Here is a 26,737-nt window from a genome sequence, read left to right as displayed (position 1 = left end):
GTGATTAGGCGGATGCCTCGTCGGCAGTGACACTGGCCGGGAGTGCGTCAGTCTCGCCTGCGACGGCCAACAAGTCGTGATACCGGTTCCGAATCGTGACGGTGCTCACGTCGGCGACGCTACTGACGGCGTCCTGTGTCACTCCTTCTCCTTCGAGAAGTGCGGCAGCGTACAGTGCGGCGGCGGCGAGTCCGACGGGTGATTTTCCGCTGGTGATGCCGGCCTCCTTCGCCGTTTTGAGGAGGTCGTGGGCGCGTCGCTTCGTCGCCGGTTCGAGGTCGAACTCGCTCTCGAAGCGGTTCAGGTACTGTTCGGGGTCCGCCGGTTTGACTTCGAGGCTGAGTTCGCGGATGATGTACCGGTAGGTACGCTTGAACTCCATCTCGTCGATTCGACTGACGGTCGCTACTTCGTCCATCGTTCGGGGGACTCCCGCCTGTCGCGCCGCGGCGTAGACGCTGGCACTCGCGACACCCTCGATGGAACGCCCAGGAAGGAGGTCCTCTTTCAGCGCGCGTCGGTAGATGACGCTCGCCATCTCACGGACGTTTTCCGGGAGGCCGAGGGCGGAGGCCATCCGATCGATTTCGCCGAGGGCTTGCTTGAGGTTGCGCTCCTTGCTGTTTCGCGTGCGGAATCGCTCGTCCCACGTGCGGAGCCGCTGCATCTTTTCACGCTGGGTGGGACTCAGCATTCGTCCGTAGGCGTCCCTATCCTGCCATCCGATGTTGCTCGAGAGTCCGTTGTCGTGCATCATCTTCGTCGTCGGCATACCGACGCGTGATTTCGAATCCCGTTCGTTGGCGTCGAAGGCACGCCACTCAGGGCCGTGGTCTATCGCGTCGGTTTCGACGACGAGGCCACAACCGTCACAGACGGTTTCTGCATGTTCCTCGTCGGAGACGAGGTTGCCACCGCACTCAGGACAGACGTCCACTGCCTCAGTAGCACCCTTTCGTTCCTCTTCGTGCTCTCGTTTGGTGTTCGATACGACCGACTGTTCGGTGTTTGTAAGGTTCGTACTCATGATGGAATGAAGCGGAATCACCCTCGGTAGAAATACGGAACCGAGGGCGAGCTCACTAACGATAGGTTAGGTAGGAAAATATATAAAGATATCGCTTGAAATGGCAAGCCTAGCTAACACATAGCAAATTATAGGGACCAAATCCGTATTTTATAGCAACAAATGAGGCTCATATTAAACACTTCATAAGAATATACCGGTCGTCCATTGAGGCAAGAGAGATGAGACGACAGACGCGACGAACGTTCGTCGCCACCGTCGGTGCACTCGGTCTCGCGGGATGTTCCTCGATAGCCGAGAACGCACCGCTTCCGAAGAGCGACGACGAGCACGAAACACGACAACGAGGGAAATCGACTGCGCCCGTGAAAGTCGCTGACGACTTCGAAGACCTCAGCTATTGGCAAGCGGTCGAACGACAGGGAACACTGACGAAATCCACGGAAGCATACGAAGGCGCTCGCTGCGCACACGTCGTGGGGAGTCAGAAGACGAAAGAAGGTCACATCATCCGGTCCGTCTCCGGGAGCGACCTGCGTGGAACGAACTTTTCTATGGCGGTCAAGGTCACCAGCCACGAGTTCTTCAAAATCGCCATCGACCTCTATACCCCCGACAGCGACAGTGCTGTCTCGTTCAAACGAACGGTTCTCGGCCCGAAAAATCGCTGGGTTCGAATCAATTTCGGCGTCACGAACGTCGCCGACGGCATCGACCTCTCGAACGTGGAGAAACTCCATATCGTCGCGAGGCCGGTTGATCCCAACGCCACTGATCCGATCGAATTCTTCGTGGACGACCTTCGGACCGTCTCCGGTCCGGACACCGGCTCCGTCATGTTCACGTTCGACGATAGCCACTCCAGCCACTATCGTGCCCACGAACTGATGCAGGAGTACGGATTCGCTGGCGTTGAAGGCGTCATTCCGAAAAGCATCGGCCGCGACGACCGCCTGACCGAAGACCAACTGGCGACGATGGCCGAGGCCGGATGGGATATCTCGGCCCATCCGAACGTCCAAGCGCACTACTTCAACGACTATTCGCCGGACGAGCAGGAACAGTTGATGACGAAAACGAAGGACTATCTCGAAGACGGAGGGTTCGACGACGGCGCACGCCATCTGCTCGTTCCGAAAAACGTCGTCGGTTCGGAGACGTTCGACCTCGCGCGAAAACACTACGAAACGATCTTCAGCTTCGGCGGCAGTCCGAACGCGATGCCGCTCGAACGGGAGGACACCATCGTCTCCCGGGTAAACGGAAAGGACGTGGAGGAGACGAAACGGTTTATCGATTACGCCGCGGAGTACGGTCAACTCGTCGTTCCGCTCTTCCACGAAGTCGGGAACGACATCAGCGAACGCGATTTCGAGGCGCTACTGAAATACGTCGACGAACAGGACGTGGAGGTCGTGACCGCGTCCGACCTATTGAATCAGTAACCGATCGTCCGTTCATTTCATTCAAATCGCCAGCGGACACGACATTTCCGATTCTGTCGGTATCGAGACGTTACAGAACTGACCGCCACCGGAGAATCTTAACAGCTCCGACGCGAATAGGTAGCTATGACTGCAAAGGCGACACTCGGCGGCGGTTGTTTCTGGTGCACCGAAGCGGCGTTTAAGGAGCTAGACGGCGTCGAATCGGTTACGTCCGGTTACGCCGGTGGGTCGGTCGAAAATCCAACCTACGAGGAAGTGTGCTCGGGTGAGACGGGCCACACCGAAGTTATCCAGGTCGAATACGACCCGGAGACGGTGACCTACGACGAACTGTTGGAGGTGTTTTTCACCATTCACGACCCGACGACGCTCAACAAGCAGGGTCCCGACGTGGGAACACAGTATCGCTCCGCTGTTTACTACCACGACGACGAACAGAAAGGGATCGTCGAAACGTTCATCGACCAACTCGAAGCTGCCGACGCGTATGACGACCCCATCGTCACCGAAGTCGAACCGCTGGGTACCTTCTACGAGGCCGAGGAGTACCATCAGGACTACTTCGAGAAGAATCCCAACGACGCCTACTGCACGATCAACGCCGGGCCGAAAATACGGAAGGTTCGCGAGCAGTTCGGCGAGAAGGTAAAACAGTAGCGACCCGCATCGCGGTTTCCCACCCGAACGGTTTTGTTTTGCGCCGTTGAGACCCTTTCCGATGCCAGTTCGACCAGCGTACGTAAAGAAAGTGGGCGATATACTGTTGGAACGCTATCCGGAGGCGTTCACCGACGATTTCGACCAGAACAAAGAGAGCGTCTCGAAGCTGACGAACATCACATCGAAGGACGTTCGTAACCGCGTCGCGGGATACATCGCGAGGAATCATGGAGCACCGTCACAGTAGACCGGAGTGATCGAACGTATCGGGAATTACCGGCGAAACCGTATCCCGAAGCTGTTCACGCGGTGCCAGTAATCCATACGCCGTTTGCGCGGTAGAGCCGGGAAAGTAGAACGCGTCGCCAAACTACGATTCGACGGAGACGTAGCCATCGGAGCGAACGACGACGGTGAATTCACGGTAGGTAAACGATACCGATGCATCCGTGGCGTCGCCATCCCGGCGAACGAGTCGGTCGAGGATTTCGGGATCGATAACGTCGTACAGCGGCGGTTGGAGTTCGTGCGGTTCGACGCCAACCGTCTCGGCCAACTCCCCGATAACGATGAGGCTCCCGGATTGGGGACCGTCAAACGACTTGGAGGCGTCAGTTTCAGTCATTGGTGAGTACGTACTCTTCGAATGACGATGGCTTTGCCATGTACGTTTACTATGCAATGAAACGACACCGGTGTTACTCTCGCACGATGGTTTCCCCGAGAAGAACGTACAGTCCGCGTCGTATTCGTCTGGCAAGTGCCTGTCGCGAGATGTCCAACACCGGGGCGATGTCTTCGAGCGACGATTCGCGCGGGTCGTTGAAATAACCGAACTGGTGGGCGAGAACGAGCGCCTCGTACTGTGCTTCGGAGAGTCCGAAGTTGTCCGAGAATCCGGGAGCATCGACTCGGTGGATTCTGACGAGTTTCGTCCGAACGTCCCGTTCGCGGCAGTATTCCAGGAATTCACGTATGTCGTCGTGGGTCTCCGCCCGGAACTCGAATCGCCATTCCGAATCAGTTCCATGAGCGGACAGAATGGTGAGGTTCATTTCGACGAGGGTTGCTAACGTGTTTTCGACCGACCGACTCCACTCGATCCGAAACAGCGTTCGGTCGTCTCCGATTTCGTCTACAAGCCGGATGGTATGAATCGCCTCGTGTGTACTCGCCGCTTGCTCGACGGCTTCCACGTTTACGCCGCGAACCCAAACGAACGGAACGACGACGTCCGGCATCGGAATGATTCGCTCGAATTCGACCGAGACACCCGGTAAGTTCTCGAAAACACGGCCGATATCGAAGTCTTCGGATGGGATGACGAACTCGGCGATTGCGACCATGTTTTATTAGAGGGGTGGCACCGGTGTAAACGCTCCTACAAATATTCGAGGCGAGATAGCATACGATATCGTGCCCTAGATTCAGGCCCCTCCAACACGTAGTCATCAGTATGAACCTGTACGCTGCGATGCGAGGCGGGTTGCTCGTCGCCGACGGAACGGGAACGACCGACGTTCGATTGGAGGGGCACGATTTGGAGTGTGTCAGTGCAACGACCGACCACGTCTATTGTGGGACTTTCGATGCCGGACTCTTCCGAAGCGACGACGGAGGCGAAACGTTCCACTCGGTCGGGGGAGAAACGATTCGGGAGTCCGTGATGTCGCTCGCCATCGACCCATCCGACCCGGAGACGGTGTGGGTCGGTACGGAACCGAGTCGCGTGTATCGAAGCGAAGACGGTGGCGAATCGTGGGTACACCGAGAAGGGCTAACGGAGTTACCGTCCGAACCACAGTGGTCGTTTCCGCCACGGCCCCACACCCACCACGTTCGATGGATAGAACCGGACCCACACGACCCGGAACACCTCTACGTCGGCATCGAGGCCGGTGCACTCGTTCAAACCCACGATGCAGGATCGACGTGGGAGGACCGCGTTCCCGACGCTCGCCGGGACAACCACTCGTTAACGACGCATCCCGAGACCCCGAACCGCGTTTGGACCGCCGCCGGAGACGGCTACGCCGAGTCCGTGGACGGTGGCGAAACGTGGGCGTATCCACAGGAGGGTCTCGATCATCGATACTGCTGGAGCGTTGCGGTAGTCCCCGACGACCCGGATACCGTCCTCGTTTCAAGTGCGACCGGTCCGCGAACTGCGCACAACGCCGACGCCGCCGAATCCTACGTCTACCGAAAACGGGACGGCGAACCGTGGGAGCAACTGGACGGTATCCCGACGGGTGATGGTGTCACTCGGGCAGTGTTCGCCGTCGATGAATCGGACAACGAACTGTACGCCGTCAACAACCGTGGTGTCTTCCGAACCGAGGATGGAGGGACGACGTGGGAGGAGTTGGTCGTCGAATGGCCGACCGAGTTCGAACGACAGACGGCGCGCGGATTGGCTGTGCTCCCCTGACTCACTCCGTCGAAACCCGTCGCTCGAGGAAATCGACGACGAGTTCGGACGACCGAATCTTCTGTTCGATGTCGGTGCTTCCATGCCTTCCTCGAAACCGTCCGTCTCGAGCGCGTCGCGGAACGATCTTGCCCGTGAGATGGGCACGCGGCGGTCGTTGATGCCGTGAACCATCAGCAGCGGTTCGCTGAGGTTTTCGGTATACTCGATGGGACGGAAGGTAGAAAACGAAATTGGGGCCGAATCGGCGCTTCGCGTCGTTAGTCCAGTAGTTCCGCGACGACGTCGGCTTCCGCAACCTCGTCGTCGTCGGTTTCGAGGAGTCGGTCATCGACGGCATCCTCGATGTCGAGGCCGAGTCGCTCGGCGACGCCACGTCCCCAGTCGGGGTCCGCCTTGTAGAAGTGAGCGAGTTGGCGTTTCTGGATGGTTTCGTCCACGGGTTCCATGCTGTTCGCGAAGTTGTCCATGAGGTGCTCGCGCTGTTCCTCGGACATGACGTCGCGGAACATATCGCCGGGTTGTTTGTAGTTATCGATGCGCTCTTGCATCTCGTAGCGGTCGGCCTCGCCAGAGATGTCGAGTGGCGGTTGTTCGACTTCCGGCCTCTCTACGGGGCCCCCGAAGCTGTTCGGCTCGTAGTTGGGGCCGCCGCCGTTGTTGCCGTCCGTACGCATGAAGCCGTTCTGGTGGTAGTTCGCCTTCTCCGTGTTTTTCGGTTTGTTCACGGGGATGTCCTCGAAGTTGACGCCGAGGCGATATCGATGGGCGTCGTCGTAGGACGGGATTCGTCCTTGGAGCATCTTGTCCGGGCTGTGCGCGATGCCGGGGACGACGTGAGCGGGGGAGAATGCGGACTCCTCGATGTCCTGGAAGAAGTTGTCCGGGTTCTCGTTCAGTTCCATCGTCCCGACTTCGATGAGCGGGTAGTCGTCGTGCGGCCAGACGCGAGTGAGGTCGAACGGGTTGATGTCGTACTCCGCTGCCTCCTCCTCGGGCATAATCTGGACCTTGAGCGTCCACGTCGGATAGTTCCCCTCCTCGATAGCTTTCCAGAGGTCCTCACGGTGGTAGTGTGGGTTCTCGCCGGCGAGTTTCGTTGCCTTCTCGGGGTCGAGGTTTTCGATACCCTGGTCGGTCTTGAAGTGGAACTTCACCCAGTAGCGCTCGCCTTCGTCGTTGTAGAGCGAGAGCGTGTGGCTGGAGTAACCGTTCATGTGTCGCCACGAGGCTGGTATGCCCCGGTCGCTGAACAGCGTCGTGATCTGGTGGAGTGACTCGGGGGAGAGCGACCAGAAGTCCCACTGTGGCGTCGGGTCGTTCAGACCGTTCGCTGGCACTTCCTTCTGTGTATGAATGAAGTCCGGGAACTTCGAGGGGTCACGGATGAAAAAGACCGGCGTGTTGTTACCGACCATGTCCCAGTTTCCTTCTTCGGTATAGAACTTCACCGCAAATCCGCGGGGGTCACGGACGGTGTCAGGCGCACCGCGCGAACCGGCAACCGTGGAGAAACGGACGACGAGGTCGGTCTCCTTGCCCTTCTCGGCGAACATATCGGCCATCGTGTACTCGCTGATTTCGTCGTTCGTGACCGTGAACGTACCAAACGCACCACCACCCTTCGCGTGGACGATTCGCTCCGGAATTTCCTCCCGGTTGAACTGGGCCATCTTCTCGAAGTAGTGATAATCCTTCATGAGGAGGGGACCCTCGGGACCGGCGCTCCGTGAGTTCTGGTTGTCGGGGACCGGTTCCCCGGAGTTCGTCGTGAGCGTCTCTTTCTCGACGTCCGCTTTCTCGTAATCGGGCTCACCCATGCCGTGTTTCGGTGTGTCCTCGGACATTAACTGTGTCTCCTGTATGCAAATAATACGAAGTATTCTTAATAAGTATATCGACCAAATTTTATTTTTGGTGCCGTTGGTTATCTTTAAACTACGAATAGTTCTCTATTTGAAAATGTTATTTATGGTTTGGCCATCTCATGGGTTCGTTCGATACCTCGGCACGCCAATCCCGCGGACCGGGAGAGGTTTCGAACTGGCCGCTTCGGCCATCCAATGGATGCCGCGTCGGATCGTGTCACATTCCCCGTTCGCTGTGTCCACCCTCGTGGTCGAAATCGTCGTGGTGCGTGAGCGTCATAACGAGACGTTGTAGGTCTGCCTCCAACCCGTCGGTTCGAATCAACTCGATTGCCCGTTCGATGCGTTCGATTCGTCGCTTTCTCGCCCTGTGCCGCGCTTCGAGTTCCGATTTGGCCTCCTCGATGGCGATTCGACCCTCCCGGATCGCATCCCGCGACTCATCGAGGATCGACGCCATCTCGCGTATCGAGCGAAAAGCCATGCACGACCCGACGTTCGTCGGGGAAGTAGTCCTATCGGCTCCGCCGACCAACACTTGCAGAAGCAAATCCGGCCGCGAACGTTTTGGTTCACCCCGTCGTCCACCCTTCGATGCCCGACTACGCAAACGACGTACTCGTCTCGGCGGACTGGGTGGAAGACCACATCGAGGAGTTCGAGAGCGACGACCCGGCCTATCGACTCGTGGAAGTGAACAGCCCCGAATCGCCCGACAGCGATTTTCCGTCGCGCTACGACGAAGGTCACATCCCCGGCGCGATCGGCATGCAGTGGGACGAAGACCTCTCGGACGCGACGGAGCGCGACATCCTGAAGAAAGACGATTTCGAGCAGGTGGTCGGCGAGGCCGGAATCAGTGAGGACTCCACCGTCGTCTTCTACGGCGACGGCTGGATTCCGAATTGGTTCGCGCTGTTCGCCTATTGGGAGTTCAAATACTACGGCCACGAGGATGCTCGCGTGCTAAACGGTGGAAAGGATTACTGGGTGGAAAATAGCTACGAACTCACGAACGAAGAACCCGACCATCCCGCAGTCGAGTACCACGCCCGCGGCCCGTTCGAAGGAATTCGGGCGTACAAGGACGAGGTTGACAAAGCGATCGAGTCCGGGCTCCCACTCGTTGACGTTCGGTCGCCGGAGGAGTTCACGGGCGAAATCATCGCTCCGGAGGGACTGAAAGAGACGGCTCAGCGCGCCGGACACATCCCCGGCGCGAGCAACGTCCCGGTGGCGGAAGTGCTGGCGGACGATGGACGATTCAAGACCGCCAACGAACTGCGTGAGCTCTACGCCGACCACGATGTAGACGGTGAGGAGTCGATCATCGCCTACTGCCGAGTGGGGGAACGCTCGTCGATAGAATGGTTCGCACTCCACGAACTGCTCGGATTCGACGACGTGCGTAACTACGATGGGTCGTGGACCGAGTGGGGAAACCTGGTCCGTGCACCGATCGAAACCGGGGAGGGAGAGTAGCGACAAACCGAAGGGAGTCACCCACGAACTACAACTATCACCGATATTCACCGACTCGTCACTGACCTGTACGACCACCTCGAAGCGACCGCATCGTTACCGGTCGCCACCAGACCGAGCCAGTATCTCGGGGAAGCAGAGGCAGTCGTCGGCGATGCGAGGAACGCACCCGAATCCGTGGTCGAACTGCGCGTCTCGCAGGCCGACGAACTGCTCTCGCACGTCGAGGGGACGGGGAGCGAGAAAGCCGACGAGCATGTCAAGCAGGCACGAGCGCTTACCGACGATATTCTGTCCGAGCTGGAGTAGGTGATTCGGCAGCAAGGTCTGTCGCATCGGGAGGTTTTAACCCCCCACGCCACCCTTACCCACAGTCATGAGCAACAGTGGCGAGAAAGATGACGGATTACGAAGCCGTGAAGTCACCGAGGGACCGGAACGCGCCCCACACCGAGCGATGTTCCGGGCGATGGGGTTCGACGACGACGACCTCTCCTCCCCGATGGTCGGGGTGGCGAACCCCGCGGCCGACATCACGCCGTGTAACGTTCATCTAGACGACGTAGCCGATGCAGCCATCGAAGGCGTCGATTCGGCGGGCGGGATGCCCATCGAGTTCGGCACCATCACCATTTCCGATGCGATTTCGATGGGTACCGAGGGGATGAAAGCGAGTCTCATTTCGCGCGAAGTCATCGCAGACAGCGTGGAACTCGTCGCGTTCGGCGAGCGCATGGACGCCCTCGTGACGGTCGCGGGGTGTGACAAGAACCTTCCCGGTATGATGATGGCCGCCATCAGAACCGACCTGCCGAGCGTCTTCCTCTACGGGGGTTCCATCCTGCCCGGCGAGCACGAGGGGCGCGAGGTAACCGTCCAGAACGTTTTCGAAGGCGTGGGGGCTGTGGCCCACGGCGACATGACCGAGGAGGAGTTGATCGAACTCGAACACGACGCCTGTCCCGGTGCGGGGTCCTGCGGTGGGATGTTCACCGCGAACACGATGGCCTCGATTAGCGAAGCCCTCGGATTGGCTCCCCTCGGGTCCGCAAGTCCGCCCGCCGAGTCGGACGAGCGCTACGACGTCGCGGAGAACGCGGGCGAACTCGTCCTCGACGCGATCGAAAACGACCGCAAGCCCTCGGACGTTCTCTCCCGAAAGTCGTTCGAGAACGCCATCGCGATTCAGGTCGCCATGGGCGGTTCGACCAACGCGGTGCTCCACCTCCTCGCGCTGGCGGCGGAGGCCGGAATCGACCTCGAAATCGAGGACTTCGACGAGATTTCGTGCCGGACGCCCAAAATCGTCAACCTCCAACCCGGCGGCACGCGGGTCATGCAGGACCTCCACGAAATCGGCGGCGTGCCGACCGTCCTCCGCCGACTGCTCGATTCGGGACACATTCACGGTGACGCCATGACCGTGACGGGGCGAACCATCGAGGAGGAACTCGACTATCTTGGCGTCACGGGGGATGTGGACGCAGACGTGGACTTCATCCGGTCCGCGGACGACCCGTTCCACGAGGAGGGCGCAATCAAGATTCTGACCGGAAATCTCGCACCGGACGGCGCGGTGCTGAAGGTGACCGGCGACGACAAATTCCATCACACTGGCCCTGCCCGCGTCTTCGAGAACGAGGAAGATGCAATGCAGTACGTCCAAGAAGGGCACATCGAATCGGGTGACGTCCTCGCGATTCGTAACGAAGGTCCCCGCGGCGGCCCCGGCATGCGCGAGATGCTCGGCGTCACCGCGGCAGTCGTCGGACAGGGCCACGAGGACGACGTGGCGCTACTCACGGACGGACGGTTCTCGGGTGCAACCCGCGGCCCGATGGTCGGCCACGTTGCGCCGGAGGCCCGTGACGGCGGCCCGATTGCAGTGCTCGAAGACGGCGACGAGGTGACAGTAGACATTCCGAACCGGACGCTCGAAGTCGCTCTGTCGGACGAGGAAATATCGGCACGGTTGGATGATTGGGAACCCGGTGAGGCACCGTACTCTTCCGGCGTCCTCGCCAAATACGGCGCTTCGTTCGGGTCGGCGGCGAACGGCGCGGTGACGAACCCGAGCGCGAAACGGTAATAGCGCGGTCGTTCCGGCCGCGAAGCACGCCCCAATACCACGTTCGGCCGTTGTTCGGTCGGTACGAAGTTCGGTTTCGTTCTCTCCGGTGCGCACGTCCCCCTGATTTACGGGGGCACAAACCGTTCGGTGTGGCGTTCTGTAATCGAAACGCGCCCGAGGGACCGACCACGACAGCACTTATAAACATGTCCGTGTGAACGTCCCCGTGTCAATTTATCACAACGGAGTTTCGACTCGAAAGTCCATGAAATGAACAGTCGATTCGACCGGAGAGGTTGGACGAAATTGTCTACCAGTATCCGTATTTACCATCATCACCTGGAATATATAAAAATGCAAATTTAATCGATAATGCTGTCGTTTAGGTCAAGATTCTGCGAAAAACCGAAAGTGTTTTTGAATGGTTGTCGATGTACATTGGTATTGTATGACGAGTAGTGTAACACAAACGTGGCAACGATATCGGTCGGTACCTATTATCTACCGTATTGCGGCCGCATTCGTTCTCGGTTCTATCGTGGGACTCGTCGTCGGCGAACCGGCGACGAACCTTCAACCGCTCGGCGACCTGTTCGTTCGACTGTTGAAGATGGTCATCGTCCCCATCGTGGTCTTCACGCTCATCATGGCCGCGCGGAACCTCTCGCCGAAAAACCTCGGAAAAGTCGGCGGACAGGTCATCCTTCTGTATCTTTTCACGACGATGATCGCCATCGGAATCGGTCTCGTCGTGAGCAACGTCATCGACCCCGGCGTCGGTCTTTTGCTCGAAGACGCTCTGAAAAAGAGCGCGGTCGAGACGAAGCAGTCGCCGGGTCTCGGACAGGTCTTCCTCAACATCGTTCCGGAGAACCCGTTCGGTGCGATGGCGGAGGGGAACATCCTCAGCGTCATTTTCTTCGCGTTGGCGTTCGGCGTCGGCCTGACGGTAGTTCGTGACGAGGCCAAGGAAGGGTCGAGCGTCTACAACGGCGTCGAGACGATCTTCGACGTCGTCGAAGCCGGTGCCGAAGTGATGTTCAAAGTCGTCTGGGGCGTCATGGAATACGGCGTCATCGGCGTCTTCGCGCTGATGGCGGCGCTGTTCGCCAACACCGGCGTCGAGGCCATCTTTTCGCTGTTCAAACTGTTCGCGACGCTCGCCATCGCGATCGGCATCCAGATTTCTGTCGTCTACCTGCTGTTCATCATCAGCGGTCTGGTCGGTCAGTCCCCGATGTCGTTCCTCCGCGGGAGCAAAGACGCGATGATGACGGCGCTGAGCATTCGTTCGTCCAGCGGGACGCTCCCCGTAACGATGTCCAACGCGGACGAGAACCTCGGAATCGACCAAGAAGTGTACAGCTTCTCGCTCCCGCTCGGCGCGACCATCAACATGGACGGGACGGCGATGTACCTCGGAATCGCCGCCATTTTCACCGCGAACGTCGTCGGCAAATCGCTGACGATGGCGGAACAACTGAGCGTCCTCGTTACGGCGCTTATCGCGAGCATCGGAACGGCCGGCGTCCCCGGAGCGAGCATCGTCATGATGACCGTCGTGTTCACGCAGGTCGGTCTCCCGATTCAGGCGATCGCCCTCGTACTGGGTATCGACCCGCTACTCGACCGAATGCGGACGATGAACAACGTCACGGGCGACCTCGCGGTGACGACGCTCGTGGCGAAGTGGAACGACGCCATCGACTTCTCGACCGGTGTCTGGACCGGCGCCGATACGGACTCCGGCGGTGCAGTGAGCAGCCCGACGATCGACGACTGACGAACGACGAATGCAGATTTCCTTTCAACGATGAACCCGAAACCAGCGAGCGACGCGACGGAAAGCCAACGAATCGTGGAGCGCGCCCGAGACGTGATTCCAGGGGGTGCCCAGACCGGACTCCGGGCGCAAGCCTACGACACTGGCGATGTCGCATTCGAACGGGCGAAGGGTGCTACCCTGACCACGGTCGACGACGAGCAGTACACCGACTACCACCTCGGTTTCGGTCCCATCATTCTCGGTCACGCACACGATTCGGTGGACGATGCCGCTCGGAGAGCCATCGACGGCGGCGTTCTCTATGGCGCGGGGACGGCCCCACTCGAAGTGGAAGTCGCGGAACGACTGGTCGAAACCCTCCCGAGCGTCGAGCAGGTCAACTTCTGCAACAGCGGGAGCGAAGCAACGTACCACGCGATTCGGCTCGCCCGGGCCGCCACGGGTAGCGAGAAAATCCTGAAATTTGAGGGCTGTTACCACGGCTGGCACGACTACGTGGACGTGAGCGTCTACCCGCCGGAAGAGGGTCTCGGCGAGCAGTACCCCGAGTCGGCGGGTATGCTCCGATCTGCGGTCGAGAACACGCTCGTCGTCCCGTTCAACGACTCGGCGGCGGTCGAGGCGGTTTTCCGCGAGCACGGTGACGACCTCGCGGGCGTCATCCTCGAACCGGTCCCCCACTCGGTCGGATGCCTTCTCCCCGACCACGATTTCCTTCAGCACCTTCGGGAACTGACCGACGACGCCGACGTGCCGCTCATCTTCGACGAGGTGATCACGGGATTCCGACACTCGCCGCATGGAGCACAGGGCGAATTCGGCATCACGCCCGACTTGACCTGCGTGGCGAAGGCACTCGGCAACGGCTACCCGGTCGCGGCGGTTGGCGGACGAGAAGACTTGCTTTCGCAGGCGGGCGGTGACAACAAGAGCGGCGTCGTCATCAGCGGGACCTACTCGGGCAACCTGCCCGGACTCGCCGCGGCACGAGAGACCATCGACACGATCGTTGAGGAGGACGTGCAGAACCACGTCACCGATCTCGGCGACGAGTATCGTGCCGGACTTCGCGACCTGCTGACCGACCACGGCATCGAAGGACGCGTCGTCGGCCATCGGAGCATCTTTAGCCTCCAGTTCGGCGTGACGGGTGAGCCGAAAAACTACGAGGATGTCCTCGGATTAGACGAGGGAACGTTCCGTGAATTCGCGGCCGGGATGCGCGAACGCGGTCACTTCTTTACGCCAAACCCGTACAAGCGCCACCACCTCTCGTTCGCTCACGGGGAGGAACAGTTGGAGGCCTATCTGGACGACGCCGACGCCGTGCTTGCGACACTCTAACCAGTTCAGCAGGCTTAACCCCGCACGGTTGTTACGGGTTTTCGATGGATTCTGCGATACGTATCAGGGACTTGGAGAAGGAGTACGGGGACGTACGGGCACTGAAGGGGGTTTCGCTCGACGTTCCGGAAGGGTCGTTTTTCGGACTACTCGGGCCGAACGGCGCGGGCAAGACGACGTTCATCAACGTCCTCGTCGGACTAGTGAAAAAATCCGGTGGTACCGCGGAAGTGTTCGGCGCGGACGTGGAGGACGAGTACCGCGATGCGCGCGACCGAATCGGTCTCGCACCACAGGAGTTCAACGTCGACCGTTTCTTCCCGATTCGGGAAGTGCTGGAGCACAAGGCAGGATATCACGGGATTCCGAAATCGAAGGCGAAAGAAAAGGCCGACGAGGTGCTGAAACGGGTCGGCATCTACGACAAACGCGACACGCGATTCGACTGGCTTTCGGGCGGGATGAAACGCCGGTTCATGTTGGCGCGAGCGCTCATCACCGACCCCGACCTGCTCATCTTGGACGAACCGACCGCTGGTGTGGACGTGCAGATTCGCCACGAACTGTGGGACACGATCATCGAACTCAACGAATCAGGAACCACGATACTGCTCACGACCCACTACATCGAGGAAGCGGAACGGCTCTGTGACGAGGTGGCGATTTTGGACTCGGGCGAAATCGTCGAGGTGGCGAGCCCCGACGAGTTGATGAACCAAGGACCGGACAAGGTTACGGTCACGCTCCGCGATCCGCCCGAAACCGAACCCCATCTTTCGGCGGGACGCGACAGGATTCTGGACGTGGAACTGGACGGTGACGACCTCGTCATCACGGCACGGGAGGCCGGACTGCTGGCACCGGAACTGGTCCGCGAACTCGACCGGAAGGGGTTCGATATCGAGTATTTCGATATCTCCCGAACGTCGCTCGAAGAGGTGTTCGTGTCGATGACTCGAACTGAAAGCGGAGAAGCCGACACGGAGACGGAGACCGTTCCGGCAGTTACGGACGGCGGTGAGCGAGCGTGACTGGACTCACCGGTTTCGTGACGCTTACACGCAGGGAGATTCTGCGTTTCCTCCGCAGGCCGCGGAACACGTTCGTCCCGCCGTTCGTGACGAACGTGTTGTATTTCGCCGTGTTCGGCGTCGTCCTCGGCGGACGCGTCGGAACGATGGAGTTCGATGGGCTGACCGTTGACTATATTACGTTCATCCTTCCCGGACTCGTGGTGCTCGGCGCGATCTCGAACGCCTTCGAGAACTCCTCGTTTTCCATCTTCCACGGGCGCTGGAACCGCTATATCGAGGAGACGCTGACCTCGCCGATGTCCTACTCGCGGATGGTCGCGGCGTACATCGTCTCCGGTGCGGTCCGCGGACTGCTGGTGGGCGCACTCATCGCCGGAATCGGCGCGTTCTTCACGAACGTCGGGGTCGCCCAACCGTTCTACCTCGTCGCCTTCGCGCTCGTCATCACGCTCCTCTTTTCGAGTTTCGGCGTCGTTGGCGGCCTGTGGGCCGACGACTGGGACAACCTGACGATGATGAACCAGTTCATCGTCCGCCCCCTCGTTTTCTTCGGCGGCGTCTTCTACACTATCAACAGTCTTCCGTCGGGAATTTTCCGAGACGTGACCCTGCTCAACCCGATGGTCTACATGGTCAACGGGATTCGGTACGGTTTCTTAGGGGCATCCGAAGTCAACCCGAACCTCTCGCTGGCCGTACTCTCGGGTCTGACGCTCGTGTTCATGTTCCTCGATGCGTATCTCTTCCGGCGTGGCTACGGATTGACTGACTGAGTTTTGGGTGTGGAACTCTGGTTTCATCGATAGAACGACCAAGTATTCGTTACTGAAAAGGAATTATCCGATTGGTATGGTCTCTGAACTGGTTTCGTCGTGGCTTCCGAACCGCCCACCAACGTGGGTTGAGATTACGACGGTGGGTTTCTTTCTTATTTCATTGGTACTGCGGTTGTTCCCATTCGATTCGGTCTCGTGAGGCTGGGTCGCCGTTGGATTCGTTGTGACCGTGGTTGCGCTGGGGCCAGTGAGTAACTCGTCTTTCGGAAAGCGAGTCGGCGAGTGGTTCCATGGAATCGGAGTTTCCGGCCATGTTCTGGTAATCTGCCTCTACGCCATCGGCGTCTGGTGAGCGTTGTTCACCTTCGACTTGCCGTCGGCAAGAATATCTAGTTTTGTGGCAGGATTGGGACTCGCCCTCGTTCTGTTCGTCCTTGCACATGTCGTAAGCGTTGATGAAATAGACGGATGGCTTGAGACGTAATTATCGGCAAGCGTAGTCAATTCTGTCGCTCGCGCCACTCGCTCAGGGGCATCGGTTTTTATCCGGGTCTGGGTCGTCGGACAAGTCAGCGAGCAGTTCCAGCGAATTCCCGTCCCGGTCGGCAAAGTACACCGTCGCGCTCGGCATCCACGGGTGGACGATTGGTTCGTCGGGTTCGACCCCGAACGCGGCGCGCGGTTCGATGTCGCGTGCTTCGAGGAAGGGAAGCATCTCGTCAACCCGATTTTCCGAAACGCGGAAAGCAAAGTGTCCTGGCTCCGGGTCGTCCTCTTCCCACACGCCGAGCATCGAGCGCGGAGTGCCAGTAAAGTAAAACGCAATGCCGCGTTCTTCTTCGTGGCGATCCAGTTCGAGTCCGAGCGTGTTGCCGTAAAATTCCATCGCCCGGTCGAGGTCGGCCACTTCGATGTGCGTTTCGTAGACGTCGTCGAGGAGTGTCATGCGATTCGTACTCGAAAGTGGCGGGTAGCGGTTTCGGTTATTCCCGTCTTCGTTTCCGCCTGCGACGTTTCGCCGGATTCGGTTTGGTGTCCGATGGAACCGGTCGTTTCGCCGTTGTGGGAAACAACGAGTTCGGTTTCGGCCAGATTCGGCAGGAGAACGGTCGCTTCGTACCCTGCTTCAGCGAGGCAACTCCGACCGACGGTTTCCGCGGCGTGCGACTCGATATTCAGTCGGTAGGTGGTCGCCCCGGTTTTCACCAATCGGGGTTGTTTCACCACGACAGCCGTATCATTCACGCGAACGCGTCCTTGCACCGAGATTACGATGGTGTCGGTCGTGGTGGATTTCCCGAACCTGAGCGTTCTCGGATTCCGGTCGCAGTCGATTCCTGTCCGGACAAACGAATCGAGTTCTGCGTCCCGAATACCGACACGACTGGTCGTTTGCTGTGTCGTGGTGATCGATTCGAGTATCTCGGTCGTCGTCGGTTCGACCGTCTCCGGCGTTCTTGCCGTCGTATTCGGCTGTCCTTGCGTAAAAACCCCAGCACATCCCGCGAGGAGAACCAGTGTTGCTACTGCAACAGGCAGAGAGAATAACCTGGTTTTCATCAATTAATTTATTGGCAGGTTTCAAAATGAGTGTTTCGTGTCCGTCGTGGTGCAATATGGAATCCGGAGATTCGTGGTCGAGTCCCTCGTTAATGATGATTTCCGTGGAGTGAGTTTCAGCAGTTCGTGGAGGAGCGAACGAACACGACAACTGTTCGCCAGAGACGGCGAAAAACGACCGCGTTCCCTGAGGCAACAGAAAATATTTGATTGTTAAAAATAGTTTTCAGCCATGGTAGATTTCGAAACGGTTCTTTTCGGTCTCGCGGGACTTCTATTCGGTGCGGTCGACTATCGCTATTCGTATCATCTCGTCCGGTTCAGCGAACAGTTGGATGCAATCGGAAGCACGCGGTCGTGGAACGAAGTTGAACCAGCGGTCTAGAAGGAACTAATGACCCGAATCGCGTTCGTGGGAATCAGCGCACTTGGTATGTTCGTGGCGGCTTCTGGCCTATTCTGACCCGAGTAGGGAAAACAAAACGAGTTTACGACAACCGCGTCAGAACCGCCTCAGTGACCTCGCCGGTTCCGGCAGAACCTCCCAAATCGGGCGTTCGCGGACCGTTCTCCAGCACCGATTCGACCGCGTCACGAACCGCTTGTCCCTCCCCGTCATAGCCCAGATACTCCAGTAGCATCGCCGCCGAGAACATCGTCGCACAGGGATTCGCGACACCCTCGCCCGCGATGTCCGGGGCGGTACCGTGAACCGGTTCGAACAGGGCGTTTTCCGGGCCGATGTTTGCAGAGGGGAGGAGACCCAGACCGCCGACCAATCCGGCGGCGAGGTCGGAGAGCACGTCGCCAGCGAGGTTCGGACAGACGATAACGCCATACTCCTCCGGCCGGAGACAGAGATGGGTCGCCAGTGCGTCCATCAGGGCTTCGTCGTGGGGGACACCGCGAACGTCCGCTACGCGGTCCACCGTGTCCCGAAAGAGGCCGTCCGTCTCGCGCATCACGTTGGCCTTGTGTGCGATGGTGAACCCGTCCTCGTCACGCTCGTCAACGTATTCGCAGGCGAATTCCGCGAGTCGTTCGGAGGCGGATTCGGTAACGACGCGGGTCAGTGTGGTCACGTCGTGGGTCAGTCGGGATTCGTGACCCGCGTAGACGCCCTCGGTGTTCTCCCGGAGGAAGACGAGGTCGGTTTCGGGCCGAAGTGCGTCCGTCCCCGGATACGCTCTCGCGGGGCGGACGTTGACGAACGAGTCTACTGCCCGTCGGAGCGGAAGAATGACGTCCGCCGCCGTCTCGCCCGCCGCGCCGAACAGGGTCGCATCGGCACCGGCGACCAGCTCGCGGGTTCCGTCGGGGAGCGCGGTTCCGGTTTCCTCTTTCACGGCATCGCCTGCGTCGGCCTCCATGAATTCGAACTGCGGCCCGATGACTTCGAGCACTCGCCGAGTCGCGGGTACGACTTCCTGTCCGATTCCATCGCCGGAAACGATCGCGATCTGCTCGGTCATGATTCCACGTATGGCAACTTTTCTGCCGTCTCTGCGACCGCTTTCTCGTTCGATTTCATCAGTGCTGTCGTATCCCAAATCCCTTCCACGAGGGCTTTTCGTTGGGCGTCGTCCACGTTCACTTCGACTTCGCGGTCGCCGTAGCGAACCGTCTCGTTCGCCACGTCCACCTCGATTTCGGCGTCAGGGTTGGACTCGGCGAACGCCTGTAGTTCGCCGACCGTCTCCGCGTCGGCGGTGACGGTCGGAATTCCAAGCGCGAGACAATTGCCGGCAAAAATCTCGGCAAAACTCTCGCCGACGATGGCATCGATACCCCAGCGAGCGAGCGCCTGCGGCGCGTGCTCGCGGGAGGAACCACAACCGAAGTTCGCGTTGACGACCAGCACCGAGGCGTTCCGGTGCTGGTCGCGATTGAACGGATGGTCTTTTTGCTCGTCCTCGTCCGTAAACCGTTGATCGAAAAAGGAGAACTGTCCCAGTCCGTCGAACGTGACGACCTTCATGAATCGCGCCGGGATGATCTGGTCGGTGTCGATGTCGTTCCCACGAACCGCAACGCCGGTTCCCGATGTCGATTCTATTTCGTCGGTCGTGCCCTCATTCGTTTTCGTCATGCTTCCGCAACCTCCTTTAACTCGCGTACGTCCGTCACTTCGCCGCGTATCGCGGCAGCGGCGACCATTTCGGGACTCATCAAGACGGTTCGTCCGTCCGGACTGCCCTGCCGTCCGACGAAGTTGCGATTCGAGGAGGACGCACAGGCCTCGTCGCCGTCCAGTTGATCCGAATTCATCCCGAGGCACATCGAACAGCCAGCAGCTCGCCAGTCGAAGCCGGCCTCACGGAACACGTCGTCCAATCCTTCGCGCTCCGCGGCGGCTTTCACGCGCTGACTGCCGGGAACGACCATCGCCCGCACGTCGGTGTGGACTTCGCGACCATCCACGATTCGGGCGGCCCGCCGCAAGTCGGGCAGGCGGGCGTTCGTACAGGACCCGAGGAACGCCACGTCGATATCGTACCCAGCCATCGTCTCGCCGGGTTCGACACGCATGTGCGCCTGCGCTTGCCGGGCCGTCTCTCGCTTCGATTCGGGCAACTCGTCCGGTTCCGGAATCGGTTCCGTGACGCCGACCCCCTGACCGGGCGTCGTCCCCCACGTCACCATCGGTTCGAGGCTGTTGCCGTCGATTTCGACCACGTCGTCGTACTGGGCGTCCTCGTCCGAACGGACCGACTCCCAGTACGATTTCAGTCGCTCGAATTTTTCAGGATCGTCGCGGAAGGCGTCCGTCTCGCGCAGATACTCGTACGTCGTCTCGTCGGGGTTGACGTAGCCCGCACGAGCGCCGCCCTCGATGGACATGTTGCAGATGCTCATCCGACCTTCCATTCCTAGGTTCTCGATCGCTTCGCCCGCGTACTCGTAGACGTAGCCGACGCCGCCGTCAGTGCCGAGTCGGCGGATGATTTCCAGAATCACGTCCTTCGCGGAGACACCGAGTCCGAGGTCGCCGGTGACGCGAATCTGTCGGACGTCCTGTTTCTCCATCGCCACGGTGCCGGTGGCCAGCACGTCCCGAATCTGGCTGGTTCCGATGCCGAACGCGAGCGCGCCGAACGCACCGTGAGTGGCGGTATGACTGTCGCCACAGACGATCGTCATGCCGGGTTGGGTGAGTCCCTGTTCCGGGCCGATGACGTGGACGATTCCCTGGTCCCCCGAGTCGGGGTGTGAGAAATCGATGCCCGCCTCTCGGACGTTGTCTTCCAGTTCCGCCATCATCTCCTCGGCGGAGTCGTCGCTGTAGGGCCGAGACTGGTCGGCAGTCGGAACGATGTGGTCAACCGTCGCGTGCGTGCGGTCCGGATAGGCGACTTCCATGTCGCGCTCCCCTAACATTCCGAAGGCTTGGGGACTCGTCACTTCGTGGATGAGATGCAACCCGACGAACAGTTGGGTCTGTCCAGTCGGGAGGTCGGTGACGCGGTGTTCGTCCCACACCGTGTCGTACAGCGTCCCCTCGCTCATGTCTCCCGTACCCGATGCTCGTAGCCGCGTTCGAAGACTGTCGCTGAATCACCGGCCCCCTCCGGCGGGGAATGTGACACCTCAGCCATCGTGTCGGGTTCGGTTTCGTCGGTCACGTCCTCCGTAACCCCACCGTCCGCCACGGTCGGTCCACGGTTGAACAGCCGTGTCATCGCACCTTGGTCGGCGTAGGGATGGACGTGGCTCACGTCGGCCATCGCTCTCGTGCTATCGTTCGATTCGTTAGTCATCGGCTGGCACCTCCGTTTTCTCCGTTTCATCAGCTTCGTCCTCGTCGGCCCACGCGAACAGGTCCCGCAGTTCCGAACCGACGTCCTCGATGTCGTGGCTTTTTTCGGCCTGCCGCTTCTGTCGGTAGGCCGGTCGTCCGGCTTGGTTCTCCAGAATCCACTCGCGAGCGAACTCGCCGTTCTGCACGCCCTCCAGCACCGTCTCCATCTGCTCGCGGGCGTGGTCGTCAACGACGACCTCGCCGCGGGTCAGGCCGCCGTATTCGGCGGTGTCGGACACCGAATCCCACATCTCGCCGAGGCCGCCCTCGTACAGCAGGTCCACGATGAGCTTCATTTCGTTCAGACACTCGAAATATGCCATCTCCGGCGAGTAACCTGCGTCTACCAGCGTCTCGTAACCCATCTTGATGAGTTCCGTGACGCCGCCACAGAGCACGGCTTGCTCGCCGAACAGATCGGTTTCCGTCTCCTCCTGGAAGGTCGTTTCCACCACGCCCGCCCGAGTACAGCCGATAGCCTTCGCGTAGGCCAGCCCCTCGGCTTTCGCCTCGCCGCTGGCGTCTTGGTAGACCGCGAGCAATCCCGGCGTGCCTTCGTCGGCTTGGTAGTTTCGTCGGACGAGGTGACCCGGCGATTTCGGCGCGACCATGGTCACGTCCACGTCCTCCGGCGGTTCGATCTGACCGTAGTGAATGTTGAACCCGTGTGCGAACTGGAGGGTATCGCCCGCTTCCAGTTCGGACTTGATGTCGTCATAGACGGCTGGCTGGACGGTGTCCGGCACCAATACGGAGACGACGTCCGCTTGGCTGGCTGCTTCCGTCGGCGTCGCTACACGCAGACCGTCGGCTTCCGCCGCCTTCCGTGACGCCGATGATTCGCGGAGGCCGACGACCACGTCCACCCCGCTTTCGGCGAGGTTCTGTGCGTGGGCGTGGCCCTGACTGCCGTAGCCGAGGACGGCAACCGTCTTGTCTGCGAGCTGTGCGTCGTCCGCGTCGTCGTCGTAGTATATCGTTGTCATTGTCGAAATCCTCAGTTGGTCTCCGTCGTCGATCGGTTCGTTTCGCCGCGTTCCGCTTCGGTTTCGTAGCCGCTGTCGGTCGGTTCGGTCGAGTGCCCCGGTTCCTCGCCGGGGGTCGTCGGCGTGTCGCCGCGGGCCAGAGCGGTCTGCCCGGTCCGCGCGATTTCGATGATGCCGAACTGCCGGAAGGCGTCGATGGCGTCGTCGATCTTCCGCTGGTCGCCGGTGATCTGCACCGTGATGGTTCGCGGCCCGGCGTCCAACGTCTGTCCCTCGTACATCTCGGTGATGGCGTGGACCTTGTCGGGTTCGTCGCCGCGAACTTTCAGGAGGACGAGTTCGGCGCGAACCGCGTTGTCGTCCAATTCGCCCACCTGAATGACGGTCGGAAGCTTCGCCAACTGCTTTCGCGCTTGTTCGATGCCGTGGTCGGTTTCCTCCACGACGAGCGTGATTCGTGCGTGGCCATCGACCGTCGTCCGGCCGACGGTCAGGCTCTCGATGTTGAACTGTCGTCGGGAGAACAGCCCGGACACCTGCGAGAGGACGCCGGGTTCGTGCTCGACCAGGGCGGAAACCACCGCCGTCCGCCGCTCCGCTTCGGCGTCCGCCTCGGGGTCGATTCGGACGCCGTGTGCGTTTCGCCGTCCGTCGGGATGTGGTCGCTCGTCCGGTGCTGGACCCGGCATTCCCGCTTGGGACGTCGAATCCTCTCCGCTCATAGTTGATCCTCCGACAGGGCGAATTTTCCGTTGGCACCGCCGCTCGCGACCATCGGGTAGACGTTCTCGTCGGGGTCGATGTGGAAATCCACGACGGAAGGACCGTCGTACGCCAGTGCGGCCTCGACGGTGTCGGCCACTTCGTCGGGGTGGTCAACCGTGAACCCGTTCGCGCCGAACGCTTCGGCGAGGGTGGCGAAGTCGGGACACCAATCGTACTCGGAGGCGACGCGATTCCCGTCGAAGAACGCGTCCTGCCACTGACGAACCATGCCGATGTAGCGGTTGTTCAGGACGGCCACGGTGATGTCCAGGTTTTCCCTGACAGCCACCGACAGTTCCTGCACCGTCATCAGGAACGAGCCATCGCCCTCGAAGCTGACGACCTGCTGGTCGTCTGCCGCGGCCATTCGCGCACCGATCGCGGCCGGTAGGCCGTATCCCATCGTTCCGAGACCGTGTGAGGACACCCACGTTCTGGGTTCGGTGAACGTCCAGAACTGGACTGCCCACATCTGGTGCTGGCCGACCCCCGTCGTAACGATGGCGTCGTCGGCCGTGGCGGCGTCGAACGCTTCGACGACGAACTGGGGTTTGACCGGCCCGTCCTCGGGCGCGTGGTAGGTCATCGGATACTCCTCTTTCCAGTCGGAGATTTGCTCGCGCCAGTCGTCGACGCTCGGCGTGGAGTTCATCTCCTCACCGATTTCGGCGAGTGTGGCACCGGCGTCGCCCACGACAGGGACCTCGGCGTGGACGTTCTTCGAAATCTCCGCCGGGTCGATATCGATGTGAATGACGGTCGCTTCCGGTGCGAACGAATCGACGCCGCCAGTCAGTCGGTCGTCGAAACGACACCCGACTGCGAGGAGGGTGTCGCAGTGCGTGACGGCCATGTTTGCGGGGCCAGTTCCGTGCATGCCGACCATGCCGACCGACCGGTCGTGGTCTTCGGGGAACGCGCCCACGGCGGGCATCGACGTTGCCACCGGGATGTCGTGTCCGGTGGCGAACGCCCGTAGTTCCGGGCTTGCATCGCCTTTGATGACACCGCCACCAGCCAGAATCAACGGCCGGTCCGCGGTTTCCAGCGTTCGGGCCGCCTCCGCGACGGCATCGGCGTCCGGCTTTTCCTGTGGGTTGTAGTGTTCCGGCGTCTCGGCGGTCGGTTCCCCAGCATCGGTTTCTGCCAGCGTTACGTCTTTAGGCAGGTCAACGAGCGTCGGCCCCGGCCGACCCTCGCTGGCGAGCGCGAACGCTTCGCCGACCGTGTCGCCGACGGTGTCGGTATCGCCCGCGAAGTAGTTCGCCTTCGTGATGGGTGCCGTGACGCCCGTTGTATCGGTTTCCTGGAACGCATCGTTGCCGACGAAGTTCGTCGGGACTTGTCCCGTCAGGGCCACGACCGGGTCTGAGTCCATGTCCGCATCCGCCAGTCCCGTGACGAGGTTCGTCGCTCCCGGACCGGACGTGGCGAGACAGACACCCGGCGTTCCGGCGACGATACCGTAGGCGTCGGCGGCGTGTGCCGCGGCCTGCTCGTGTGCCATCGTAACGTGGCGGAGGTCGGATTTGCCGAGTGCATCGTACACCGGCATGATCGCCCCTCCCTGCACGCCGAAGAGGGTTTCGACGCCCGCGGATTCGAGCGCGCGGACGACGACGCTCGCACCCGTCTGCGATTCGCTCGTATCCGCTTCGTTCGGGCGGCCCTCGGGGGTTTCGGCCCGTTCGCCGGACTGGTCATCGTCCGACTCTTCCGATTCGTGGGAGACCTGTCGAACCGCGTGCTCGCTCACGAGTTCGTCACCTCGGTTCGTGTGTGGTTCGTCGGTCGATACCGCTTTGCTGTCGGTCGTGTTCGTGACATGGTTTTGCGCGTAAACTCGGGGTTGTTGGATGGCGATTCAGTGGTCGGGGATGAGAAGAGTGTAGGGGTAGCTAGACCCCTACAATAATGAGTACGCGCTCGACAGCCGCACCGCTCGACTCCTGCGAATCGAGGGCTGCGTGTGACTGTCGCATCTGTGTTTGCATTCTTGTTACGGCGACCGCAATAACTCTTTCGTGGCTGGCAACTTTTTCGCCGTACCATTGTCGGCCACGATGTTCCGTGGTGCAGTCGCTCGCCGGTGGTGAAACAAGCGCGAGACGGCATGATTACGCTTTGACCTCCTCGCTGGAATCGACGCCCAGTTCGCGGGCGAATCGACGGACGTCGCTGACGGTAACTCGTGCTTTCTCGGCACCGCGGTCTTTGACCCGACGCGTGATTCGCCGAACCTCGGCTTCGGTCGGGGCGAATCCGGCCTGTATGAGGTGTTTTCGGACCGCGTGAGTGCCGGTATGCTTACCGAGCACGAACTCCCGGCGCGCGCCGACCATCTCGGGTTTCATCACGCCGGTCTCGAACGTATCGCTGTTCTCGATGACCCCGGCCGCGTGAATCCCGCTCTCGTGTGCGAACGCGTTCGCACCGACGACGGGTTTGTTCACGGGTACCGAGACCTCGCTGTACTCGGCGACCATCTCCGAGAGTTCCGAGATACGTGTCGTGTCGATGCCGGTATCGACGCCGTAGACGCCTTCTACGGCCATGACGACCTCTTCGAAGGCGGCGTTTCCTGCACGCTCTCCGATACCGTTGACGCTGACCTGCACTTGATCCGCGCCAGCCTCCAATCCGGCCATCGCGTTCGCGGTGGCCATCCCGAAATCGTCGTGCGTGTGGACGTCGATCCGAGCGTCGGTGTACTCACGGATTTGTCTCACGAGGTCGGCGAACCGTGTCGGTGTCCCGACGCCGCAGGTGTCGGGAATGTTGATCCACTCGACACCTGCTTCGGTGACCGCTTCGATGATTTCGGCCATGAACTCCGGATCGGTTCGCGTCGCGTCCATCGGCGAGAACATCGGGCTCGCTCCGGCCTCTACGACGCGTTTCACGGCTTTCACGGCGCGATCCTTCACCTCTTCGCGCGTGGCGTGCATCGAATCCTCGATTTGCACGTCGCTGGTCGAAGCGAAGATGTGAACCATTCCTGCGCCGGTTTCCAGTGCTGTTTCCACGTCGCCATCCACGATGCGAGCCAGCGCGCACGTCGTCGCCTGCGTCGATTCGGCGATGTCACGGACGGCCTCGAATTCCGCGTCCCCGTTGGCCGGGAATCCCGCTTCGATGACGTGGGTTCCCATTTCGTCCAACGTGGCCGCGATTTCGCGCTTCTCGGCCGGGGTGAACGAGGTGCGTGGCGTCTGCTCGCCGTCACGGAGCGTCGTGTCGAAAATTCGAACGTTTTCAATCTCGTCGGTGTGGGCTAACGTGCCCTCGAAGAACTCGACCCCCCCTCTCGGAGGTGCTGTCGTTTTCAGACATTGTACTCGGTTGGAGACGCGACCTCCTATTTAAGCGTGGCGGTCAGACAGGTGGTGTCGGATAAGAATAATTAGTGAGATATAATTTATTTCGAAAACCGGGAGACATCGTCGGGGCCGTGTGTGATTATACTGACTAAGGGAATCTAAGGGCACCAATCTGACCGGCGATAGATCACGCAGATATTGCTGCCAAACGGGGACGAACCGATGTGAAACACGTTGGGGCGCGTTACGGAACGCCCACGGTACGCTTCGTTCAAGAGATCGGGAGGACCGATTCGAGACCACTTTCCGGTTCACCAGCGAAGAGCCTACGTTCGTTTTGCGGATTTCGTCACCGATCCGTGGAAATTTCTTCGCTCAGT

General features: G+C 60.2%; 28 protein-coding genes and 1 pseudogene. 12 read left to right on the top strand and 17 right to left on the bottom strand.

Going from position 1 to position 26,737, the window contains the following annotated elements; all coding sequences use genetic code 11:
* Positions 1 to 4 precede the first annotated feature (4 nt).
* Positions 5 to 1,027, bottom strand: coding sequence for a transcription initiation factor IIB (locus OOF89_RS10510; RefSeq protein WP_266075878.1), 1,023 nt, complete (start codon positions 1,025 to 1,027; stop codon positions 5 to 7).
* A gap of 221 nt (positions 1,028 to 1,248) precedes the next feature.
* Between OOF89_RS10510 and OOF89_RS10505 the strand changes: the two genes are divergently transcribed.
* The 3 genes from OOF89_RS10505 to OOF89_RS10495 all read left to right on the top strand — a co-directional run bounded on the left by OOF89_RS10505 (position 1,249) and on the right by OOF89_RS10495 (position 3,382).
* On the top strand, positions 1,249 to 2,472 hold the full coding sequence (locus OOF89_RS10505) for a polysaccharide deacetylase family protein (RefSeq protein ID WP_266075876.1): 1,224 nt from the start codon (positions 1,249 to 1,251) through the stop codon (positions 2,470 to 2,472).
* Between the two features lie 126 nt (positions 2,473 to 2,598).
* Positions 2,599 to 3,132, top strand: a complete 534-nt coding sequence (msrA, locus tag OOF89_RS10500) for a peptide-methionine (S)-S-oxide reductase MsrA (RefSeq protein WP_266075874.1) — start codon at positions 2,599 to 2,601, stop codon at positions 3,130 to 3,132.
* A gap of 61 nt (positions 3,133 to 3,193) precedes the next feature.
* Positions 3,194 to 3,382, top strand: coding sequence for a 30S ribosomal protein S17e (locus OOF89_RS10495; protein WP_266075872.1), 189 nt, complete (start codon positions 3,194 to 3,196; stop codon positions 3,380 to 3,382).
* A gap of 123 nt (positions 3,383 to 3,505) precedes the next feature.
* Here OOF89_RS10495 and OOF89_RS10490 read toward each other — a convergent pair whose 3' ends face one another.
* Both OOF89_RS10490 and OOF89_RS10485 read right to left on the bottom strand, forming a co-directional pair.
* Entirely contained in the window at positions 3,506 to 3,760 is a 255-nt protein-coding gene (locus OOF89_RS10490) for a HalOD1 output domain-containing protein (RefSeq protein ID WP_266075871.1), read from the bottom strand.
* 73 nt (positions 3,761 to 3,833) lie between these two features.
* On the bottom strand, positions 3,834 to 4,481 hold the full coding sequence (locus OOF89_RS10485) for a helix-turn-helix domain-containing protein (RefSeq protein WP_266075870.1): 648 nt from the start codon (positions 4,479 to 4,481) through the stop codon (positions 3,834 to 3,836).
* A 110-nt stretch (positions 4,482 to 4,591) separates the two neighbouring features.
* On the opposite strand from OOF89_RS10485, the gene OOF89_RS10480 reads away from it, so the two are divergent.
* Positions 4,592 to 5,566, top strand: a complete 975-nt coding sequence (locus OOF89_RS10480; protein WP_266075868.1) for a WD40/YVTN/BNR-like repeat-containing protein — start codon at positions 4,592 to 4,594, stop codon at positions 5,564 to 5,566.
* A 1-nt stretch (position 5,567) separates the two neighbouring features.
* Here the strand turns inward: OOF89_RS10480 and OOF89_RS24625 are convergent.
* The 3 genes and pseudogenes from OOF89_RS24625 to OOF89_RS10470 all read right to left on the bottom strand — a co-directional run.
* Positions 5,568 to 5,779 (bottom strand): annotated as a pseudogene (locus OOF89_RS24625) (alpha/beta hydrolase family protein); the annotation flags it as partial.
* Between the two features lie 47 nt (positions 5,780 to 5,826).
* A complete protein-coding gene (locus tag OOF89_RS10475; protein ID WP_303657560.1) occupies positions 5,827 to 7,413 on the bottom strand; it encodes a catalase in 1,587 nt (528 codons plus the stop codon).
* A gap of 238 nt (positions 7,414 to 7,651) precedes the next feature.
* Positions 7,652 to 7,918, bottom strand: a complete 267-nt coding sequence (locus OOF89_RS10470; protein ID WP_266075866.1) for a hypothetical protein — start codon at positions 7,916 to 7,918, stop codon at positions 7,652 to 7,654.
* A gap of 110 nt (positions 7,919 to 8,028) precedes the next feature.
* On the opposite strand from OOF89_RS10470, the gene OOF89_RS10465 reads away from it, so the two are divergent.
* The 7 genes from OOF89_RS10465 to OOF89_RS10435 all read left to right on the top strand — a co-directional run bounded on the left by OOF89_RS10465 (position 8,029) and on the right by OOF89_RS10435 (position 15,924).
* A complete protein-coding gene (locus OOF89_RS10465; RefSeq protein ID WP_266075864.1) occupies positions 8,029 to 8,916 on the top strand; it encodes a sulfurtransferase in 888 nt (295 codons plus the stop codon).
* Between the two features lie 177 nt (positions 8,917 to 9,093).
* Positions 9,094 to 9,225 carry a hypothetical protein gene (locus OOF89_RS10460; protein ID WP_266075862.1) on the top strand — a complete coding sequence of 44 codons (132 nt, stop codon included), beginning with the start codon at positions 9,094 to 9,096 and terminating at the stop codon, positions 9,223 to 9,225.
* A 67-nt stretch (positions 9,226 to 9,292) separates the two neighbouring features.
* The gene (gene ilvD, locus OOF89_RS10455) at positions 9,293 to 11,005 is read left to right on the top strand and encodes a dihydroxy-acid dehydratase (RefSeq protein WP_266075860.1); all 1,713 of its coding nucleotides are present in this window, start codon (positions 9,293 to 9,295) and stop codon (positions 11,003 to 11,005) included.
* A gap of 430 nt (positions 11,006 to 11,435) precedes the next feature.
* Entirely contained in the window at positions 11,436 to 12,770 is a 1,335-nt protein-coding gene (locus OOF89_RS10450) for a dicarboxylate/amino acid:cation symporter (protein ID WP_266075858.1), read from the top strand.
* A 30-nt stretch (positions 12,771 to 12,800) separates the two neighbouring features.
* Entirely contained in the window at positions 12,801 to 14,117 is a 1,317-nt protein-coding gene (locus OOF89_RS10445; RefSeq protein ID WP_266075856.1) for an aspartate aminotransferase family protein, read from the top strand.
* A gap of 44 nt (positions 14,118 to 14,161) precedes the next feature.
* Positions 14,162 to 15,148 carry an ABC transporter ATP-binding protein gene (locus tag OOF89_RS10440; RefSeq protein WP_266075854.1) on the top strand — a complete coding sequence of 329 codons (987 nt, stop codon included), beginning with the start codon at positions 14,162 to 14,164 and terminating at the stop codon, positions 15,146 to 15,148.
* The gene (locus tag OOF89_RS10435) at positions 15,145 to 15,924 is read left to right on the top strand and encodes an ABC transporter permease (protein WP_266075852.1); all 780 of its coding nucleotides are present in this window, start codon (positions 15,145 to 15,147) and stop codon (positions 15,922 to 15,924) included. The genes OOF89_RS10440 and OOF89_RS10435 overlap by 4 nt, the downstream gene beginning before the upstream one ends.
* 160 nt (positions 15,925 to 16,084) lie before the next feature.
* On the opposite strand, the gene OOF89_RS10430 is transcribed toward OOF89_RS10435, so the two are convergent.
* From OOF89_RS10430 to OOF89_RS10420, 3 genes are all read right to left on the bottom strand, one after another.
* Entirely contained in the window at positions 16,085 to 16,369 is a 285-nt protein-coding gene (locus OOF89_RS10430; protein WP_266075850.1) for a hypothetical protein, read from the bottom strand.
* 84 nt (positions 16,370 to 16,453) lie between these two features.
* Positions 16,454 to 16,873 (bottom strand): VOC family protein, encoded by a 420-nt coding sequence (locus tag OOF89_RS10425; protein ID WP_266075848.1) that lies wholly within the window; start codon positions 16,871 to 16,873, stop codon positions 16,454 to 16,456.
* The gene (locus OOF89_RS10420) at positions 16,870 to 17,487 is read right to left on the bottom strand and encodes a hypothetical protein (protein WP_266075847.1); all 618 of its coding nucleotides are present in this window, start codon (positions 17,485 to 17,487) and stop codon (positions 16,870 to 16,872) included. Before OOF89_RS10420 ends, OOF89_RS10425 begins: the two co-directional genes overlap by 4 nt.
* Positions 17,488 to 17,719: 232 nt before the next feature.
* On the opposite strand from OOF89_RS10420, the gene OOF89_RS10415 reads away from it, so the two are divergent.
* The gene (locus OOF89_RS10415; RefSeq protein WP_266075844.1) at positions 17,720 to 17,872 is read left to right on the top strand and encodes a hypothetical protein; all 153 of its coding nucleotides are present in this window, start codon (positions 17,720 to 17,722) and stop codon (positions 17,870 to 17,872) included.
* A 103-nt stretch (positions 17,873 to 17,975) separates the two neighbouring features.
* Here the strand turns inward: OOF89_RS10415 and OOF89_RS10410 are convergent, their stop codons facing one another.
* From OOF89_RS10410 to OOF89_RS10375, 8 genes are all read right to left on the bottom strand, one after another.
* Positions 17,976 to 18,959: an isocitrate/isopropylmalate dehydrogenase family protein gene (locus OOF89_RS10410; protein ID WP_266075842.1), complete on the bottom strand. Its 984-nt coding sequence runs from the start codon at positions 18,957 to 18,959 to the stop codon at positions 17,976 to 17,978.
* A complete protein-coding gene (leuD, locus tag OOF89_RS10405; protein ID WP_266075840.1) occupies positions 18,956 to 19,576 on the bottom strand; it encodes a 3-isopropylmalate dehydratase small subunit in 621 nt (206 codons plus the stop codon). The genes OOF89_RS10410 and leuD overlap by 4 nt, the downstream gene beginning before the upstream one ends.
* Positions 19,573 to 20,994: a 3-isopropylmalate dehydratase large subunit gene (gene leuC / locus OOF89_RS10400; RefSeq protein WP_266075838.1), complete on the bottom strand. Its 1,422-nt coding sequence runs from the start codon at positions 20,992 to 20,994 to the stop codon at positions 19,573 to 19,575. Before leuC ends, leuD begins: the two co-directional genes overlap by 4 nt.
* On the bottom strand, positions 20,991 to 21,245 hold the full coding sequence (locus OOF89_RS10395; RefSeq protein WP_266075836.1) for a hypothetical protein: 255 nt from the start codon (positions 21,243 to 21,245) through the stop codon (positions 20,991 to 20,993). Before OOF89_RS10395 ends, leuC begins: the two co-directional genes overlap by 4 nt.
* Positions 21,238 to 22,272 (bottom strand): ketol-acid reductoisomerase, encoded by a 1,035-nt coding sequence (ilvC, locus tag OOF89_RS10390; RefSeq protein ID WP_266075834.1) that lies wholly within the window; start codon positions 22,270 to 22,272, stop codon positions 21,238 to 21,240. Before ilvC ends, OOF89_RS10395 begins: the two co-directional genes overlap by 8 nt.
* 11 nt (positions 22,273 to 22,283) lie before the next feature.
* Positions 22,284 to 22,994 (bottom strand): acetolactate synthase small subunit, encoded by a 711-nt coding sequence (ilvN, locus tag OOF89_RS10385; RefSeq protein ID WP_266075832.1) that lies wholly within the window; start codon positions 22,992 to 22,994, stop codon positions 22,284 to 22,286.
* Positions 22,991 to 24,793: a biosynthetic-type acetolactate synthase large subunit gene (gene ilvB, locus OOF89_RS10380; RefSeq protein WP_266075830.1), complete on the bottom strand. Its 1,803-nt coding sequence runs from the start codon at positions 24,791 to 24,793 to the stop codon at positions 22,991 to 22,993. The genes ilvN and ilvB overlap by 4 nt, the downstream gene beginning before the upstream one ends.
* A gap of 361 nt (positions 24,794 to 25,154) precedes the next feature.
* Positions 25,155 to 26,399 carry a LeuA family protein gene (locus OOF89_RS10375; RefSeq protein ID WP_407661606.1) on the bottom strand — a complete coding sequence of 415 codons (1,245 nt, stop codon included), beginning with the start codon at positions 26,397 to 26,399 and terminating at the stop codon, positions 25,155 to 25,157.
* Positions 26,400 to 26,737: the final 338 nt, after the last annotated feature.

The organism is Haladaptatus caseinilyticus (genome assembly GCF_026248685.1).
In the GTDB taxonomy this organism is placed as follows: Archaea; Halobacteriota; Halobacteria; order Halobacteriales; family Haladaptataceae; genus Haladaptatus; species Haladaptatus caseinilyticus.
Note: the sequence above shows the minus strand (reverse complement) of the source record. Positions and strands in the feature narration are given on the sequence as shown.

Coding starts and splice junctions, on each gene's coding strand:
- OOF89_RS10510 (WP_266075878.1), bottom strand. CDS start 1,027: ATGAGTACGAACCTTACAAACACCGAACAGTCGGTCGTATCGAACACC.
- OOF89_RS10505 (WP_266075876.1), top strand. CDS start 1,249: ATGAGACGACAGACGCGACGAACGTTCGTCGCCACCGTCGGTGCACTC.
- msrA (WP_266075874.1), top strand. CDS start 2,599: ATGACTGCAAAGGCGACACTCGGCGGCGGTTGTTTCTGGTGCACCGAA.
- OOF89_RS10495 (WP_266075872.1), top strand. CDS start 3,194: ATGCCAGTTCGACCAGCGTACGTAAAGAAAGTGGGCGATATACTGTTG.
- OOF89_RS10490 (WP_266075871.1), bottom strand. CDS start 3,760: ATGACTGAAACTGACGCCTCCAAGTCGTTTGACGGTCCCCAATCCGGG.
- OOF89_RS10485 (WP_266075870.1), bottom strand. CDS start 4,481: ATGGTCGCAATCGCCGAGTTCGTCATCCCATCCGAAGACTTCGATATC.
- OOF89_RS10480 (WP_266075868.1), top strand. CDS start 4,592: ATGAACCTGTACGCTGCGATGCGAGGCGGGTTGCTCGTCGCCGACGGA.
- OOF89_RS10475 (WP_303657560.1), bottom strand. CDS start 7,413: ATGTCCGAGGACACACCGAAACACGGCATGGGTGAGCCCGATTACGAG.
- OOF89_RS10470 (WP_266075866.1), bottom strand. CDS start 7,918: ATGGCTTTTCGCTCGATACGCGAGATGGCGTCGATCCTCGATGAGTCG.
- OOF89_RS10465 (WP_266075864.1), top strand. CDS start 8,029: ATGCCCGACTACGCAAACGACGTACTCGTCTCGGCGGACTGGGTGGAA.
- ilvD (WP_266075860.1), top strand. CDS start 9,293: ATGAGCAACAGTGGCGAGAAAGATGACGGATTACGAAGCCGTGAAGTC.
- OOF89_RS10450 (WP_266075858.1), top strand. CDS start 11,436: ATGACGAGTAGTGTAACACAAACGTGGCAACGATATCGGTCGGTACCT.
- OOF89_RS10445 (WP_266075856.1), top strand. CDS start 12,801: ATGAACCCGAAACCAGCGAGCGACGCGACGGAAAGCCAACGAATCGTG.
- OOF89_RS10440 (WP_266075854.1), top strand. CDS start 14,162: ATGGATTCTGCGATACGTATCAGGGACTTGGAGAAGGAGTACGGGGAC.
- OOF89_RS10430 (WP_266075850.1), bottom strand. CDS start 16,369: ATGTGCAAGGACGAACAGAACGAGGGCGAGTCCCAATCCTGCCACAAA.
- OOF89_RS10425 (WP_266075848.1), bottom strand. CDS start 16,873: ATGACACTCCTCGACGACGTCTACGAAACGCACATCGAAGTGGCCGAC.
- OOF89_RS10420 (WP_266075847.1), bottom strand. CDS start 17,487: ATGAAAACCAGGTTATTCTCTCTGCCTGTTGCAGTAGCAACACTGGTT.
- OOF89_RS10415 (WP_266075844.1), top strand. CDS start 17,720: ATGGTAGATTTCGAAACGGTTCTTTTCGGTCTCGCGGGACTTCTATTC.
- OOF89_RS10410 (WP_266075842.1), bottom strand. CDS start 18,959: ATGACCGAGCAGATCGCGATCGTTTCCGGCGATGGAATCGGACAGGAA.
- leuD (WP_266075840.1), bottom strand. CDS start 19,576: ATGACGAAAACGAATGAGGGCACGACCGACGAAATAGAATCGACATCG.
- leuC (WP_266075838.1), bottom strand. CDS start 20,994: ATGAGCGAGGGGACGCTGTACGACACGGTGTGGGACGAACACCGCGTC.
- OOF89_RS10395 (WP_266075836.1), bottom strand. CDS start 21,245: ATGACTAACGAATCGAACGATAGCACGAGAGCGATGGCCGACGTGAGC.
- ilvC (WP_266075834.1), bottom strand. CDS start 22,272: ATGACAACGATATACTACGACGACGACGCGGACGACGCACAGCTCGCA.
- ilvN (WP_266075832.1), bottom strand. CDS start 22,994: ATGAGCGGAGAGGATTCGACGTCCCAAGCGGGAATGCCGGGTCCAGCA.